The 15,202-nt window shown below is 34.5% G+C and carries 21 protein-coding genes, 2 rRNA genes and 1 riboswitch; of the genes, 15 read left to right on the top strand and 8 right to left on the bottom strand.

Annotation, left to right across the window (positions count from 1 at the left end; all coding sequences use genetic code 11):
• The 8 genes from rrf to J7Q84_RS17845 form a co-directional block, all read left to right on the top strand.
• A 5S ribosomal RNA gene (gene rrf / locus J7Q84_RS17880) occupies positions 1-112 on the top strand; the annotation flags it as partial.
• A gap of 438 nt (positions 113-550) precedes the next feature.
• Positions 551-703 (top strand): hypothetical protein, encoded by a 153-nt coding sequence (locus tag J7Q84_RS17875; protein WP_209096554.1) that lies wholly within the window; start codon positions 551-553, stop codon positions 701-703.
• Positions 704-1,272: 569 nt separating this feature from the next.
• Positions 1,273-1,701 carry a cell wall hydrolase gene (locus J7Q84_RS17870; RefSeq protein WP_209096552.1) on the top strand — a complete coding sequence of 143 codons (429 nt, stop codon included), beginning with the start codon at positions 1,273-1,275 and terminating at the stop codon, positions 1,699-1,701.
• Between the two features lie 179 nt (positions 1,702-1,880).
• Positions 1,881-2,024, top strand: a riboswitch (cyclic di-AMP (ydaO/yuaA leader).
• 100 nt (positions 2,025-2,124) lie between these two features.
• Positions 2,125-2,274: a C2 domain-containing protein gene (locus tag J7Q84_RS17865; protein ID WP_209096550.1), complete on the top strand. Its 150-nt coding sequence runs from the start codon at positions 2,125-2,127 to the stop codon at positions 2,272-2,274.
• Between the two features lie 308 nt (positions 2,275-2,582).
• Entirely contained in the window at positions 2,583-3,500 is a 918-nt protein-coding gene (locus J7Q84_RS17860; protein ID WP_209096548.1) for a YIEGIA domain-containing protein, read from the top strand.
• A gap of 332 nt (positions 3,501-3,832) precedes the next feature.
• Positions 3,833-4,006: a hypothetical protein gene (locus J7Q84_RS17855; protein WP_209096546.1), complete on the top strand. Its 174-nt coding sequence runs from the start codon at positions 3,833-3,835 to the stop codon at positions 4,004-4,006.
• 326 nt (positions 4,007-4,332) lie between these two features.
• Positions 4,333-5,181 (top strand): nucleotidyltransferase domain-containing protein, encoded by an 849-nt coding sequence (locus J7Q84_RS17850; protein ID WP_209096544.1) that lies wholly within the window; start codon positions 4,333-4,335, stop codon positions 5,179-5,181.
• 165 nt (positions 5,182-5,346) lie between these two features.
• The gene (locus J7Q84_RS17845) at positions 5,347-5,622 is read left to right on the top strand and encodes an ArsR/SmtB family transcription factor (RefSeq protein ID WP_209096542.1); all 276 of its coding nucleotides are present in this window, start codon (positions 5,347-5,349) and stop codon (positions 5,620-5,622) included.
• A gap of 285 nt (positions 5,623-5,907) precedes the next feature.
• Here the strand turns inward: J7Q84_RS17845 and J7Q84_RS17840 are convergent, their stop codons facing one another.
• The 5 genes from J7Q84_RS17840 to J7Q84_RS17820 form a co-directional block, all read right to left on the bottom strand.
• Positions 5,908-7,644 carry an acyl-CoA dehydrogenase family protein gene (locus J7Q84_RS17840; protein ID WP_209096540.1) on the bottom strand — a complete coding sequence of 579 codons (1,737 nt, stop codon included), beginning with the start codon at positions 7,642-7,644 and terminating at the stop codon, positions 5,908-5,910.
• Positions 7,645-7,732: 88 nt separating this feature from the next.
• Positions 7,733-7,858 (bottom strand): AMP-binding protein, encoded by a 126-nt coding sequence (locus tag J7Q84_RS18790; protein WP_481747564.1) that lies wholly within the window; start codon positions 7,856-7,858, stop codon positions 7,733-7,735.
• Between the two features lie 36 nt (positions 7,859-7,894).
• Positions 7,895-8,059 carry a hypothetical protein gene (locus J7Q84_RS17830; RefSeq protein WP_209096535.1) on the bottom strand — a complete coding sequence of 55 codons (165 nt, stop codon included), beginning with the start codon at positions 8,057-8,059 and terminating at the stop codon, positions 7,895-7,897.
• Between the two features lie 11 nt (positions 8,060-8,070).
• Positions 8,071-8,286 carry an AMP-binding protein gene (locus tag J7Q84_RS18785; RefSeq protein ID WP_209096533.1) on the bottom strand — a complete coding sequence of 72 codons (216 nt, stop codon included), beginning with the start codon at positions 8,284-8,286 and terminating at the stop codon, positions 8,071-8,073.
• A gap of 54 nt (positions 8,287-8,340) precedes the next feature.
• Positions 8,341-8,688: a MerR family transcriptional regulator gene (locus J7Q84_RS17820; protein WP_247739350.1), complete on the bottom strand. Its 348-nt coding sequence runs from the start codon at positions 8,686-8,688 to the stop codon at positions 8,341-8,343.
• 90 nt (positions 8,689-8,778) lie between these two features.
• On the opposite strand from J7Q84_RS17820, the gene J7Q84_RS18780 reads away from it, so the two are divergent.
• Positions 8,779-8,964, top strand: coding sequence for an SDR family NAD(P)-dependent oxidoreductase (locus J7Q84_RS18780; protein ID WP_209096558.1), 186 nt, complete (start codon positions 8,779-8,781; stop codon positions 8,962-8,964).
• Between the two features lie 469 nt (positions 8,965-9,433).
• Here the strand turns inward: J7Q84_RS18780 and J7Q84_RS17810 are convergent, their stop codons facing one another.
• Complete coding sequence (locus tag J7Q84_RS17810) at positions 9,434-10,012, bottom strand: cysteine dioxygenase family protein (protein ID WP_209096532.1); 579 nt, start codon at positions 10,010-10,012, stop codon at positions 9,434-9,436.
• A 489-nt stretch (positions 10,013-10,501) separates the two neighbouring features.
• Between J7Q84_RS17810 and J7Q84_RS17805 the strand changes: the two genes are divergently transcribed.
• From J7Q84_RS17805 to J7Q84_RS17795, 3 genes are all read left to right on the top strand, one after another.
• Positions 10,502-10,879 carry a hypothetical protein gene (locus J7Q84_RS17805; protein WP_209096531.1) on the top strand — a complete coding sequence of 126 codons (378 nt, stop codon included), beginning with the start codon at positions 10,502-10,504 and terminating at the stop codon, positions 10,877-10,879.
• Positions 10,880-10,978: 99 nt separating this feature from the next.
• Positions 10,979-11,317 carry a GNAT family N-acetyltransferase gene (locus J7Q84_RS17800; RefSeq protein WP_209096530.1) on the top strand — a complete coding sequence of 113 codons (339 nt, stop codon included), beginning with the start codon at positions 10,979-10,981 and terminating at the stop codon, positions 11,315-11,317.
• A gap of 100 nt (positions 11,318-11,417) precedes the next feature.
• On the top strand, positions 11,418-12,239 hold the full coding sequence (locus J7Q84_RS17795) for a sugar nucleotide-binding protein (RefSeq protein WP_209096529.1): 822 nt from the start codon (positions 11,418-11,420) through the stop codon (positions 12,237-12,239).
• 232 nt (positions 12,240-12,471) lie between these two features.
• On the opposite strand, the gene J7Q84_RS17790 is transcribed toward J7Q84_RS17795, so the two are convergent.
• Together J7Q84_RS17790 and J7Q84_RS17785 are read right to left on the bottom strand one after the other, a co-directional pair.
• Positions 12,472-12,762 (bottom strand): molybdopterin-dependent oxidoreductase, encoded by a 291-nt coding sequence (locus J7Q84_RS17790; protein WP_348519877.1) that lies wholly within the window; start codon positions 12,760-12,762, stop codon positions 12,472-12,474.
• A complete protein-coding gene (locus J7Q84_RS17785) occupies positions 12,752-12,934 on the bottom strand; it encodes a hypothetical protein (RefSeq protein ID WP_209096527.1) in 183 nt (60 codons plus the stop codon). The genes J7Q84_RS17790 and J7Q84_RS17785 overlap by 11 nt, the downstream gene beginning before the upstream one ends.
• A 576-nt stretch (positions 12,935-13,510) precedes the next feature.
• Between J7Q84_RS17785 and J7Q84_RS17780 the strand changes: the two genes are divergently transcribed.
• From J7Q84_RS17780 to J7Q84_RS17770, 3 genes are all read left to right on the top strand, one after another.
• Positions 13,511-13,993 carry a GyrI-like domain-containing protein gene (locus tag J7Q84_RS17780; RefSeq protein WP_209096525.1) on the top strand — a complete coding sequence of 161 codons (483 nt, stop codon included), beginning with the start codon at positions 13,511-13,513 and terminating at the stop codon, positions 13,991-13,993.
• A 193-nt stretch (positions 13,994-14,186) separates the two neighbouring features.
• The gene (locus J7Q84_RS17775) at positions 14,187-14,732 is read left to right on the top strand and encodes a GNAT family N-acetyltransferase (RefSeq protein ID WP_209096518.1); all 546 of its coding nucleotides are present in this window, start codon (positions 14,187-14,189) and stop codon (positions 14,730-14,732) included.
• Between the two features lie 409 nt (positions 14,733-15,141).
• Positions 15,142-15,202: ribosomal RNA gene (locus J7Q84_RS17770) — 16S ribosomal RNA — on the top strand; the annotation flags it as partial.

Below are 15,202 nucleotides of genomic sequence, written 5' to 3'. Positions count from 1 at the left end.
GTGATGATGGCGAAGAGGTCACACCCGTTCCCATTCCGAACACGGAAGTTAAGCTCTTCAGCGCCGATGGTAGTTGGGACCTTGTCCCTGTGAGAGTAGGACGTCGCTAGGCAAGTAAAAACCAGTCGATTTGACTGGTTTTTTTGTGTTGTAATCGAAAGAAATGTTTGTTGCTACTATTATTCATAGTCCCGATAATGATATAAAATAAGTTAGCCTTACATCCTTTCGCACAGCTCTATACATTATTTGTTTAATAATAATAAATAATGGCATAAAACAAACGATTTTGCACATCTTAGCAATATAGAATTTGTTGGCATTGTATATTCTAACAAATATACAATGCTTCATACATAAAAGAAAATAGCTCTATTGTGCCGCTATTAAAGCTTTGCTCTAGTGTCTCAGGATACAGAGTTGTTAAAAAATAGGCTTTAATATTAATCAAAATTTTTTATGTTAGAAGGCACAAAATACAGCAAGATTGGATTTGTATCCGTAGTATGAAAAAAACATTAAGTAAGCTAGCAAGAGAAGGAGGATGGTTATGTTTCAAGTAAACAAACATACAAAAGCTGATATTGTGGAAGATGATGTTGAAATCATACAATATAACGGTGATAAGGCACCGTTTGGTAAAATAAGAATCCGTAAAGAAGAATTATTAGAAATTGCCGATATGATTCGAAAAGAGATGTAGGAGCAAACTCCTGCATCTCTTTTTAGTATCGTTACAAATTTATTGATGAAGAACTTGGTACAAGTAATAATGGGATTAGCTTTTTAAAAATAGATAGAAATCAATTGTGGAACATGTCCATCTGGTTAGGATATTGTGCTGTATAGCTAAAACTGAACAAGCTCTTTCAACAATTTGTTTATTAAGCAGTGTGTGTTTATTTTTATATAAAAAGGAAAAACGTGCCCCTTAGAAAAGTACAAGAATAAAGTTCCATTAAAATTGGTAGCTGTTCTTATTGTTGTAGTTTATTATTTAATGTTGTGGCCGAATTTGAAACTACAAAGCTGCATAATCATTTTACAGGTAATATCAAAGTGCGTAAGCAGAAAAATGCAAGAAATGAAATGCATGCTAGTTAGAATGGTATTACACAAAAAGGAGAACATGGAAGCGATAGTGCTGCTGTGTTCTCCTTTTTAAATTTCATATAATACTGCTATTTTAGTATTTCATTCTAATTTATTCATAAACAATGGTTGCCTTTTAATTCCTCCTACATATAGTTATGAAGAGAATGGAGGGATAAAATGAGAATTGCATATACAGAAAGCGATGTAGACTTATTAGCCCGTCTAATGCGAGCAGAAGCAGAAGGGGAAGGACAACAAGGAATGTTGGCCGTAGGGACAGTTGGTGTAAACCGGGTTATGTGTGATTGTTTGGACTTTAAACAAGTGACAAATATTTCTCAAATGGTATATCAACGACCAGGCGGATTTGAAGCAACTATGAAAGGATACTTTTATCAACGAGCAAGAGAAAGTGAGAAAGCACTTGCAAAAAAGTGTTTAGATTATGCTAGAATATGGCCTGGAGTATATTCTCTTTGGTTTTTTCGTCCAACTGGGGGTTGCCCTGCTACATGGTGGGACCAACCGCATGCCGGACGATATAAGAACCATTGTTTCTATGAGCCAACTGGAAACGACTGCCCTAAAGTGTATGCAGGAAAATAACTTGAAGTTTCTATTCATATAGTTTGTATGGATAATAGAAAATAAGGTATGGATAAAGTTGTATAAGTAGTATAAAGATAAAATATGACTGTTCATATTGGGTGTATATCCAAATTAAAGAAGTTAGAATTGTAAAGAAAATTTGCAATGTTTTCCAAAGTATGTTAGGGTAAAACTCATAAAACCTTTTGCTGAATCCTAAAATAGGAGCGGGGGAACCAAATGAGCGGTTAAAAGCCGCTAGGGGCGAATCCTTTTAAGGTAGGGATAACTCTCATCCCAAGTCCGACAGCTAACCTCGTAAGCGTCTGAAGAGAGGAAGTGTTTTTATGCTTTACAATACTTCTCCTTATGAATAAAGGGTAGATTTCCAATTAATCTGATTTGGAGATTGCTAACTTTATATAAAAGGAGAAGATAAAAATGAGACGATTGACTACCTATGAAAAATTCAGTTTGGAACAGAAGGCCAAAATAGAACAAAAAAAAACAGAGCAAGCAAACAAAGTTATTACTCGCTTGTATCAACAACACCTGGTAGCGAATGTGTTTCAAGCAAAAAAGACAAAATAGTAAAACTTCATATTGAGAATGTTATAAGAGATAGAGCCTTGCTGATTTACCAGCAAGGCTCTATCTCTTTAAATAATAGAAGGAAATAATGCGTTCTATATAAAGTTTGTTTAATCTTTCAATACATTTAGAGGATGAAGTTGCTTTCATCATTCATATAAATTTGAATATAATCGTATCATTCGTCATGTTTAAAAAACATTTGTTACTTACATGATCTTAATTAAAGGTATCATCAATTTTATATATTTTTCCTTTAATTGGATAATATATAGTTTATAAAATAGACTATTAAGGGTGATGCTGGTATGAAAACGCAAATCCTCTCTGTACCAAATTTGCATTTAATTATTGTCGCGGTGATTGGGGGAACTTTCGCACGTCTTGCGACACTTCGAGAAGATTACAGACAATACCCTTCCTATCCAAACGGATATTTAGGACAAGCTGTTCTGGGGTTTATTTCAGCAACCTTAGGAGCCGTATCTATCCCTGCATTAATGACAAATAATTTTACGGCTGTTACTTTTTTTACTTTGGCTTTAACACAGTTTCAAAATGTGAGAAGACAAGAGCAAGCCAGCCTTCAGTTGTTGGAAGAAACAGAGTATACTAAACGCGGAAATGCTTACATTGATGGTATTGCTAAAACATTTGAAGCGCGGAATTACATTTCATTATTTGTAGCACTTACTATTGGAATCGTGATGCAACTCATGCACTCTCAAGATTTTATCATTCGCATAACCTGTGGAGTCATAAGTGCTTTGCTTGTATATTGGGGGCTCACCCTATTTGCTAAAGGTCAAATTATTGCGGATATAGCAGAAGTAAAAGAAGGCAAAGTTACCATTCAAAACAACGAGCTTTATGTAGATGATATATTTATTTCTAATAAAGTAGGGGTTGAGCGTGGACAAGAAATGATTCTGCAAGAAGGTCTCGCTGTTGTTATATTCCCGAAAGAGCAACATTATCGCATTGCACTAGATAATTATGGACAGCGGCAAGCTATTTTGTTTGAAATCACGAGAAGCCTTGGAATCAAACGATATCATTTTACACGAAAAAATTATGAAGATGGACGAATTGTCTTTTTTATTGTTCCTCTATTTGGCGATATAAAAAAAATGATTGAAGTCGCTCGTCATACACCAGTATTAGAAAGCTTGAACAAATCTCACATATTTTTAAAGAGATGGGAGAATCGACATGAGCGATCTTAATATATACGCTATTATTGCAACACAAGAACATGATGAAAAGATGATACATGCAGGAAATTCGTTACTGATTTGAGCTAAAGACAAACAGGAGCAAGAGGTATTGATGCGTGAAGTTACTCTTGCTGTAGCTGGAGATGTTGTAAAGCTAAGTAATGGGATGTACATGATTCTTACGTCTCTTCGTTAACATATAACTTGCTTTGATATAGTTATAAATCTAACTTTCAATCAAAGAGAGTTAGAAAAGTGGGCAATAAAATCCTTTTTACAGTTTTAAATCGCTCTCTAATGGGAAGGATAATAAGGATAACTCGGAAAGGGAGGAATGAAGAATGGATGTTACATTAACATCAAAGGAAGTCATTACTCAGATCCAGAGGTTACATAACGAAGGTAAATCTCTGCGTAAAAAAGAGGTAAAGCAAGTTTATCCCGATTTAATGCGGAGTGCTTTGTATTATTATCCAAGCTGGCAACATGCTCTAGAAGAAAGTAAAATAAGCTAGCATACCTAACGTATACTAAGGTGTTAAAAGGACATGAATTCTGTTAACAAAAAGGCTTCGCTTTCTATGAAGCCTTTTTGTTATGTTGTTTGTCTTATTTTATATTGCCATACAGCTCGATGTTCAGCTGCATATAAGCATGAAAAATAATTTATCTTTAGAATATGCTATCAATCTCAATTAGGATTACGTTATTTAGTTATTATATAAAAAATAGAAACAGTACTACTAAGCAAATATACATTGTCTACTGCAGAAATGTATAGATAAAATGGTGAATTTGTCTAATTTGTAGAAAGGATATAAATGAAAGGACGAAAAAAGGAATGGAGATACAGGTAATTATTCGCGATATTGTACAACGGGTAAAAGAAGTGCCAGGAGTAGAAGCTATTGTGCTTGGGGGATCAAGGGCAAAAGGAACCCATACACCAAAATCTGATATTGATATAGGAATATATTACAGTTCCAGTGAAAAGTTTGATATTAATTGCTTAAGAAAAGTAGCCTTAGAGCTCGATGATTTACATAGGAGAAATTTAGTTACTCCAATTGGAGGTTGGGGACCATGGGTTAATGGTGGCGGTTGGCTTAAAGTAAAGAATACCTCAGTAGATTTTCTTTATAGAGATTTAGAAAAAGTATCTACCGTAATGGAAGAGTGTATATCTGGGCAAGTTACTCTAGAGTATCAGCCAGGACATCCACACGGTTTTCTGAATTACATCTATCTTGGAGAGGTAGCTCTTTGTAAAGTATTGTGGGACCCTAATTATAAAATTGAAAAGCTAAAATCTAAAACAGTCCCGTATCCTTTGCTTTTACAAGAAGCTGTTATAGCTAAGTTTTTATGGGAAGCTAGATTCTCCTTGGAAAATGCAAAAAAAGGGATTCCGATTTTTGACATATCATATATTTCAGGGTGTCTTTTTCGGAGCGTTTCATGTTTAACACAGGTGCTGTTTGCTTTAAACAAATGTTATTTTATAAATGAAAAAGGTGCTGTACAGTTAGCTTCTAATTTTGAAAATACTCCTCCACGATTTCAAGAACGTATACTAATGAGTTTTGAAACATTATCAGATGAGGCAGAGGGGCTTTATAGTTCAATAAATATAATAGAAAATGTTACACAAGAAGTGGAACACATGTTAAGTTCTTTCAACGATTATTAGAATACTTCTGGCTGATAATCAAAGATTTTTTCATAAATGTTATAATTTCAAAAAAATATTCTATAAATCCAATTTTTTTTAAAAACAACCCACACAAAATCGTATATTCCTACGAATCTTATATTAAGATATGCTTTATTCTGTATATAAAAAGAAGGTGTAAAAATGGTAGAAAGAATAGAAAAATATGAAGATATCGCTGAAGTATTAAAAGTATTAGCGCATCCCGTTCGTTTAAGCCTAGTAGAAATACTGCTTACAAAAGGTCCTACCAATGTAACAACAATGTATGAAGAATTGCAATTGCCTCAAAGTACCATTAGTCAGCATTTATCTAAACTAAAAGTTGCTAGAATTATCTCTGGTACTCGAAAAGGATTAGAAATTTACTATGAAGTAGTGGATAGTCGTATTAAAACGGTATTATCGAGTTTTGCTTAGATAATATTTGACTTAAGAACTGATGAAAACAGAAAATATGGAATATATTAACAATTAATCTCTGGTTAGATTGAAATTTAAGTAATCTGTTATAAGGTCTTGTTTTCTCATAATCGCATTAAAATTGAAAAATATGCCTTACGATTTTTGGAGAGATGTTTAAGAAAAGAAGTTTGATTAAGGAAGTTGGAAGCCGAGTAAATTATATTATAGAGCACCACCTTGCAGAATAAAACAAGGTGGTGTTTTTATGAGTTAAATTTATAAATTTGCCTCATTGAAAAATTATTTTCGTCCAAAACAAACAAGTGTTTCATAAATTTCATTAGTGATTCGGCTGTTTGAAAGAATCCCGCGATCAGGAGAATGGTTAAATCGCAAATGTATCCAGTGTTCTGCAGCTAAGGCCATTCTCCGGTTTCCTGTTTTCTTGATATCATACTGTGCTTCCTCAAGAAGATGAACACCAGCATAAACATCGTACATGAAATCAGCAAGCTTTTTGGCAAGAGCACTTTGTTGGATTGGATCTTGTTTTAAGACGTGTTCAATGAGTTCTTCTACACGATTAACCTCATTCATTAACTGTGCTTTTATATTTGACAGTTTTGAATGGTCAATGGCTTTAAGCGTTTGGAATAGGTCTGCCATAAATGGTTCTGTGCCGCCTTTTTGAAGTGTTTTTAATACCTCAAGTGATTGGATGTTTGCAGTTCCTTCCCAGACAGGATTAACAATTGCATCCCGAAGCAGTCGAGGAGTCACATATTCCTCGATGTATCCATTTCCTCCGTGAAGCTCAAGTGCATCTTTAGTTGCAGATACACCCAACTCGCTGCAACGGTATTTTGCCAGTGATAGTAAAATTCGCAATAAAGTATAATCTCCCATTGAATGGTTACCGTAGGTATGAACTTTATCGAACAAACGAATCATTTGTGAGGAAACAGCCCACCCGGCTTCAATTTCAGTAATCATATTTGTCAATGTTTCCTGAACCATTGGAAAGCGATTGATAGTCTTTCCAAACGTATTTCTTTGGCTTGTATAGATAGCAGCCTCTAAAAATGCTCTTCTTGCAACTCCAAGTCCGGCAAGTGAAGTGCCTAATCTAGAAACATTTAATGCTTCAGCCATGTATTTGAATCCATTTTCTTCTTCTCCAATAAGAAAACCGATTGCTTCATTTAAAATTAATTCACCGCTAGCTACCGCCCGAACTCCTAATTTATCTTTTAATCTGCGGATAGTTACATTATTACGTGTTCCATCGGGAAGTGTGCGGGGAACGAGAAAGAGACCCAATCCACGCGTCGATGGCTTGTCATTAACACGTGCCAATGTGATGGCAATTTCAGCATCACAATTACTTGCAAACCATTTCTCCCCAGTCAATAAATAATGATCACCTTGCTTAATTGCTTTTGTTTCCGTAGCTCCTACGTCAGACCCGCCTTGAATTTCAGTAAGAAAGGTAGCTCCTTGTTCGTGTATATCCGGATCTATTGCAGCTAATCGGGACAAGTACTCCTGCTTTTGCTCGACGGAACCGAATTTTTCTAATACAAACGCTACAGACTGTGAAAGCCCCACTGGACAAGTAAAACCATTTTCTGCTTCACACAGCATATACAGTAAAATGGAGTTTACCATAAATGGAATTTTTTCAGGAGCGTTTGCATCGTAGCGATAGGAAAGAACCCCTGTACCGTAACCATCTTTAACAGTTTGTAAATAACCTTCATTATACCAAATTTCATTGATTTCTTCACCTTTACGGTTATATCGGATAAGCTTTGGAGCACCATCTCTATCAGTATGTACAGCACGTTTATCAATTGGACCTGCAGCAAGCCTTCCTGTTTCCTGAAAAGCAGATTCCACATAGGTAAGAACTATCTCTGATAAATAGCGCTGGGCATAACGGGTTAATATTGGATCATCTGTATACCAATTTGCATCATTTCCACTTTTCCATTTTGTATAGTCGATTTTTTTATGATTCGTTATACTGTTTGTCATGACTTACATCTCCTTTACAAGGTGTTTTAAAATTTTACCATTTGCATTGTACGGCAATGCGTTCACAAAAGTGTAGATACGAGGACATTTATAAGTGGGAAGTATATTCTTTTAAATCATGTTCTGTTATTTGTTCATGAATTAACAGCACTCCTTTAGGGAGACCCGTGGTTCCTGATGTCAACATAATTTCGCATATATCTCTTGAATCAATAGGAAGATATAAGTTATCACCTGAAAAAGCCTGTGCCTATTCAATAGATTCTTCAATTGAATAGATATCCGGCATAGAAAGCATTTCATTTACTTTATCGATAACAATTTTGAAATCGCTTTTAAAAAGAACGCTGACCGCGTCCATATTTTTTAAAATAGGAACTAATTCATTTGCAGCTAATCGAACATTTAAGGACATTGGAATAGCACCTAATTTGAGTATAGTAAAATATGTATAAAAGAAATGTTCATTAGAATAGCAACATGGTCTTTTTGTTTGATTCCTTGTTCTTTAAGAAATCTTGCCAATTGATTTGCAATACGGTTCATATCAGGATAAGTCAAACATGCAGTTTTAGAAATAAAAGCTTCTTTGTTCGGAAATTTTCTTGCATTTCGTTCCAATAAACCATGAATGGTTAGCATCCGTTTCCCGGCTTTTATTGTAAATTTAACTATGTAGAAACTTTTCTCGATATGCTAAAATTTTTGCTTTTGCAGTTTGTAATTCTGATATTTTTTCGTCAATCTCTCGTAATTTTTTTGATCTGAGTATTCAAGAATCCGTTTCTTTTCTATTTTTCCTGTTGGGTTGTTATCAAAAAGATCTACCATCTCCTTAATTTCGTTAAGGCTAAAGCCCAAACGTTTCCCTCGAAGGATTAATTTCAATCTTCGGCCGTGTCTGTCTGTAAAAATGCGTTGTTGATTCGGAAGATTTCTTTCTTCAGATTGAATTAATCCAATTTCTTCATAGTAGCGGATTGTTTTGGAACTAATATCATACAACGAGGCAATTTCACTAATGGAATACTGTTTTTCCGGCATCGCTCACTTCCTCCTATAAAGCTATCTAATTGACGTTAACGTCAACGAATCTTGATTATAAAATATTATATCTAGGTTTATTTGTAAAGAATATTTAAAATTATCAGATTAATATTCCGGATTGTTAATATTGCATCTATACAAGGTTTATTTGGTTATGCTCACTTCTCTACCTACGTCGCAAGCAAACATGCATGCAATGATTGGCTACACAAGAACAATTGCAGCAAAATGGGGGAACTATGGAATAACATGCAATGCAATTTGTCTCAGTAATGTAAATACATCCCTCGGGGATATTCAATTATTTTGAGAAAGTTATGGATAAGTCATCAATAAAACGGATTGCAGAACCGATTGAAGTTGCTAACCTAATTGCCTATCTAACGGGAGAAATTAATGGGATTGTTACAACATAGATGGAAGAATTACTCCGCATGTAGGTATAAGTTCTGGTGTAGATATAGAGGGTATATTGGTGAAAAATTTATAATTTTGATATAACAAATTGATCTTTCGTGATATTGGAAAATGTAAGGGCGGGTAGTTATGTTTATGTTATTCATAAATATCCAATGTACTTAAGAAGAGGAAATGTGTATAAGCTGACTCATATATTCGCAATGCTCCCTAAGTCGTACATGCAGCACAACTTAGGGGAGTGATAGCGATGTCTGTCAAAAAAGGTTACATAGCACATCTTTTATTATCAAGAAAAAATAAGTAGAGTTGCTAAGTACCAAAATCAAGAATTGTAGCTTATTGTACAATTTTCAGATTTATATACATCTTTAGTTGAGGTAGGTTCAAACACTTTAAAATGTTGAAGCTTTTTTCCGTAAATATGGATGGTTACAGCTTTTTCATTGCCTTCAGCAGTAAGAATATGGCAATCTGCAGGAGGAAGTAACTGTCCAGTGCTTTTTTCTCCTAATGTTACACTGCCTGTATAATATAATTTAACTAAATCATCTGATAATGTATCGATTTGTAAAAAGTTTTGGACTTTTACTCTTCCAGAAATTACTCCCTCTACCCCCCAAGTACCATCATGATCATGCAGCGGAGTAGATTGTCCAGGATTCCATACTAACGCAATGACTTCAAAGCGATCTAGAGCATCGTGATATAACGAATGTCTTGCGTATCGATTTTCTTCTGGAGTTTGTTTATCGATAGGAAGCCATGAGCTTGCGGATACTAGTTTTCCAAGCAAACTTTCAACTTCATTAACAATGTTATCATCATTCTCCGTAGTTTCTACAACAGTGGTTATATCTTCAATAAACTTAAGAAATTCTTGATTCTGTATAGTTTCTCTCATATATTCTGCTCCTTTACAAAACGTAGTCTAATTAGTTAAGAATCTTACACATGTTGTATTTATAAACTTATATCCTAATAATGAATTTTATCTAAGAATTTTACCCCCAATGGTTTTAATGGAAATACCTTTGTCTTTATAAAAATTATGCTAAAAAAATTTGAGTAATCGCTTACAACTTGTATTTTAACAGAAAATACAGAAAAAATGTTTTGTTTTGAAGAAAATCTATATTATATCTTTCTTTCATGGTAAGAAAGGATATTCTAAACATACACTGTACCGTTTAGCGGAGACGCTCCAACTAAGGAAGTACTTCTTAGAATAGTGAATGAAAAATCACTATTGTTATCATGGTAAAAATGGAATATGGCCATAAAGAGGGGAAGTAGGGAGTGGGACTTAAAGATTATAAGAGAGATAAAATAAATACTTTAGAGATAAAGCATACTTATAAGATTTTGAACGAACTGGTTGGAGGAAACAGATTTGAATACTACATACAATACTAATGAGCTAGTGAAGCAAGTAAATGCAATAGAGGAGGCTGAAACTGCTTTAACAATTTTTAACTCGAAGCGAACTCTTTCATCAGGTGAGAAGAACCTCAAAATAAAAAAACTAGGGTTCAGCACTTTGTTGCTGGACGCTTGCTCTCCGAATTCAATCTACTATAATGGGATTAAAGGATTTGGAATGAAAGATTTAGATAAGCTTGATCAAATTTTAGATATATATGCTTCCGAAAATATTGTTCCTTGTTTTGATTTGCTCCCTAACCAATGTAGTGGAGAGATTAGTAGGGTATTATCTGAAAGAGGATTTGTTTGTTCCGAACAACTGGCATTTTTATATAGAGATGTATAATTAGAGAGGGCAATAGAAAATCACGCATTTAAAATTGTACAAGTAACGGAAACAAATGTTGATGATTTTATTAACTTGATCAGTCTATCGAATGACGGCATGGAAATTCAGAAGGAAGTTATTGAACAAAAAAGACATTATTATTGTTGTTCTAACTTTAAAAATTATATTGTATATGTTGGTGATCAACCTGCAGCTATAGGCTCTCTTTTCATAGATGAAAAAACGGGATACATAGCAAACGATTATACTTTTGAACAATATAGAGGTCAGGGATGTCAGACTGCTTTGATACATCACCGTATTCAAGCAGCAAGACAATTAGGGCTCGTTCATTTATATACAGATGTGGAGTTTGCCTCAACAAGCCATAACAACATGTTAAAAATAGGGTTTAATACTGTTTTTGTCAATTCTTTTTGGATAAAACCTCACTAAATATAATAGGGTTTAAGGCGGCATAAGAAGCCGGATATTATTTTATATAATGGGGTAATAATTTGCAGGAGAAAATAGAGCTGAAAAGGAGAATGGTTGTATGAAAAAGGTGCTGATATTAGGAGCAAGCGGTCTGATTGGGCGAGCTATAATTGAAGAGTTTGCACGAGATTATGATATTTACGGAACATATAATCAATCATCGATTGCGCTTCCATTAGATAAGCAGTTCCAATTAAAAGTAGACCAACAGGTAGAATTAGAACATATTCTTCAAAGAGTGCAGCCTGACATTGTAATATCTTCCCTGCGGGGAGAGTTTCAACAGCAGCAGAAATTTCATCAGCATTTAGTATCTCTATTACGATTGACAGATGCACGCTTATATTTTTTATCCACTACGAATGTATTCGATGGGGATGATTCAAAACTTCATACTGAAAAGGATACTCCTATACCATTTTCTGAGTATGGCAAATTCAAAGTACAGTGCGAATCCATCATACAATATGAATTACAAGATCGAGGCATAATTATCCGTTTGCCTCAAGTTTGGGGAACTCGTTCGCCTAGGTTTAATCAAATAAAAGAACAGATAAGTAAGAAAGAAGCGATACCAGCATATCGGAATTTAATTCGTACTAGTTTGTTAGATGTTACTTTAGCCAAACAACTACGCTTTATTATCGAAAAAGAATTACTGGGGGTATTCCATCTAACTACATATGATGCAATTACAGATGAAAACTTTATTATTGAACTACTTCACAAGTTGAAACAAAAAGAAATACCAGTGCAACAGGAGTACTACAAAGATGCAGAGAACACGTACTATTTTGGGTTACAGAGCATACGAACTGAAATACCGAAGCACCTGCAGCAAACAAATGCAGATATCATGGGCAGTTTAGTACAGCGATAGTAACTTGAGAATGAAATATATTAAGAAGGAATTGCCTTATGTCTATGTGAGAGGATATAACATTTAGTATAATTTAGCACCGCTTTGTAGAATAAGATAATGCGGTGCTTGTATAATATTAGATTACCTGCAATAAGATATATTGGCAGTTTTAGTGTATACATTTATTCTATTAGAACCGTAGAGTATATATCTGATCTAAGCCGAATGTGCACAAATATATTATTGTGTTCTACTTTGCTTTGACCCAGGCATTGGTACTATAACCTCGTGCTTCCCAGTATCCAGTATGATCCTGTGCAATACATTCAATTCGGTTCAGCCATTTTACTGACTTGTATGCGTACATTTTAGGAACTATTAGCCGTACAGGTCCTCCTAAATCTTGCTCAATTGGTTTACCGTCACGTAAAACTGCAATTGTAATATCTTCCATCATAGCTTGATCTATTGTTAATGTATCTGTATAAATACTGTCACTAGAATAAAATTTTACATATTTTGCTGTCTTTTCAACCCCTATGCTCTCTAGAAAAGAACGGAGAGGAATTCCTTCCCATGTCTTTTTTCTCTTCCATTTTTGATTCCTTCATTTTCGAATCCGTTTCTTTCATATCATTGGATGTTCCCCATCCGACTAAAGCAAATGCTCCTGTTATTGTACAGATAGTTAAAATTTGTTTCCAATTTTTCATATAGCGTACCTCCTTATAATTATCAGGCATTTAAATCGTAATTTGAAATTCTTATCAATGACTAACAAAATTATTAAGAAAGTATTAAATTTAAAAAATATAAAATGTAAGGGTTGCTGTTATCCCAAAACATCAGAAAAGGTATTTTGTAATATAAGGAAGAATTAGAGCCTAGCGGCAAAAAATAATCTCATCAAGAAATTCTCAATGGAAGCTATTAACTGCGACAATACAGCACAAGTTGGAAGGACGTAATAAAATAAGTTTGCTAGGATGGTTTAATGGAGTGAATGATGGGTGCTGAATGGAAGTGTTGCAAAAAGGGACAGATTAAATTAATAGTATAGCGAAACAGGTTAATGCATTAGTATTTTACTTTCAATGTGCATTTACAAAATTGACTGCTATATATGTTTCTGACTATATTAGACGCCGACGTTTAATAGGGGGAGATATAGAGCTCTTTAGAACGAATTTTATAAGTATGGTAGACACCGAGTGAAAATTGGCAGAGCATAGGAAAAATGAATCTTATAGCCGTCTCATAATACCGGTGAGTTTGAAAGGGGGAGAACGGTGCAATATATAATCGTTGAAAGAGATGGTTTTCAGGTTGTAGGAATTAAAAAAGAGTTTTCGTGTGTTAATGGAGAAAATCTTATTGGTATTCCAAGAATGTGGGCGGAAGTTACGGAGAACGGGACAGACAATGTGCTATTTAAATTGAACAATGGTCAAATTAAAGGTGTGCTAGGTGTATGTGTCACAACCGGTGATACAAAAGCTAAGCAGCTAATGGATTATTGGATAGCTGTAGAATATGAAGGGAACATACCTGAGGGGTTATCGAAACTTGAGATACAAGCATCCAAATGGGCTGTATTTGAAGTCCACGGTCCAATGCCGGATGCTATGCAAAAAGCATGGAAACAAATTTTTTCAGAATGGTTTCCATCAAGTGGTTATCAGCATGCAGGTACACCAGACTTAGAAGTGTATACTGGTGAAGATTCCTCCAACCCTAATCTATACTCTGAAATATGGGTACCTGTAAAATGAAATAATGTTAATATTAGATGGAGGTCGTGTGATAATAAATGAAATATTTTACGTGGGATCTTGACTAATAACATGTCACAGAACGATGTGTTGAAATTGATATTAACTCAGCTGCAATAGTAAGTATAAAATTCTAATTATCGTTATTTTGTGAGTCGAAGCAGTTGATTTTATAATGTGATGAGGAAAAATAATGGAGAAAAATAACAATATAATGTACAGAGAATTGCACTTAGATGATTTAAATGCTGCGTTATTAAAAACATTCAATCGTTATCAGGAGACAAAACGGGTATGGTTTAAGGACAACGAGCAATACAAACTGAAGGCTGATTACTTTACTGAACAATGGGATGATGAAAAAAAGGAACTAGTCATACATTCGTTGCGACATTGTGTGAAAACAGGAGGGAGTGTAGTAGGAGCGTTTATACGTACTAATTTAGTTGGGTTTGCAAATGTAGAAGGTGAATTATTTGGCAGTAATAAAGAGTATTTAGAATTACCATATATTCATGTGTCTAATGAATGTAGAAATCGTGGCATTGGTAAAAAGCTATTTGAGCTATGTTGTATAAAAGCAAAGCAAATGGGGGCGAAAAAGCTATACATAGCGACTCACCCGTCAGAAGAAACCCAGTATTTTTATCAGGCTGCCGGCTGTATAGTAGCCGTAGAGATCAATCAAAGAATTTATGATAAGGAGCCTTTAGATATACAACTCGAGCGCGTTTTATAACTCTATATAAAGAAATGCCATCTTTAGGATTGGAGGGTGTTTAACATACCAGATAACATTAGCTGTAATAGAAGAAAGTGTGCGAACTGCTTAACAGAATGTGCCAATACATAAGTGACTTAATAGGGTCTTTCTATTATCCACATTTGGTGTAGTCCGCCTATCAATCTATCTTTTAAAAACTAAAAAAATGTAAAATCGGTTGACTTTGTATATTTATATTGTTATTATAAATAACATCGCTTCTGAAATTGATATTAACAGTTATAAAAAAGAAGTGAAAAAGTCGTTGACAAAAAAACATGACGATGATAAGATGATTAAGTCGCCTTGAGTGACACAATAGTTCTTTGAAAACTGAACAAAACAAGAAACAAACGTCAAGTTTTAAATGAGCAAGTCAAACACTTTTATGGAGAGTTTGATCCTGGCTCAGGACGAACGCTGGCGGCGTGCCTAATACATGCAAG

Source organism: Bacillus sp. 165 (assembly GCF_017742235.1).
In the GTDB taxonomy this organism is placed as follows: domain Bacteria; phylum Bacillota; class Bacilli; order Bacillales; family Bacillaceae_G; genus JAGHKQ01.
This window is presented reverse-complemented; position numbering and strand designations above follow the sequence as displayed.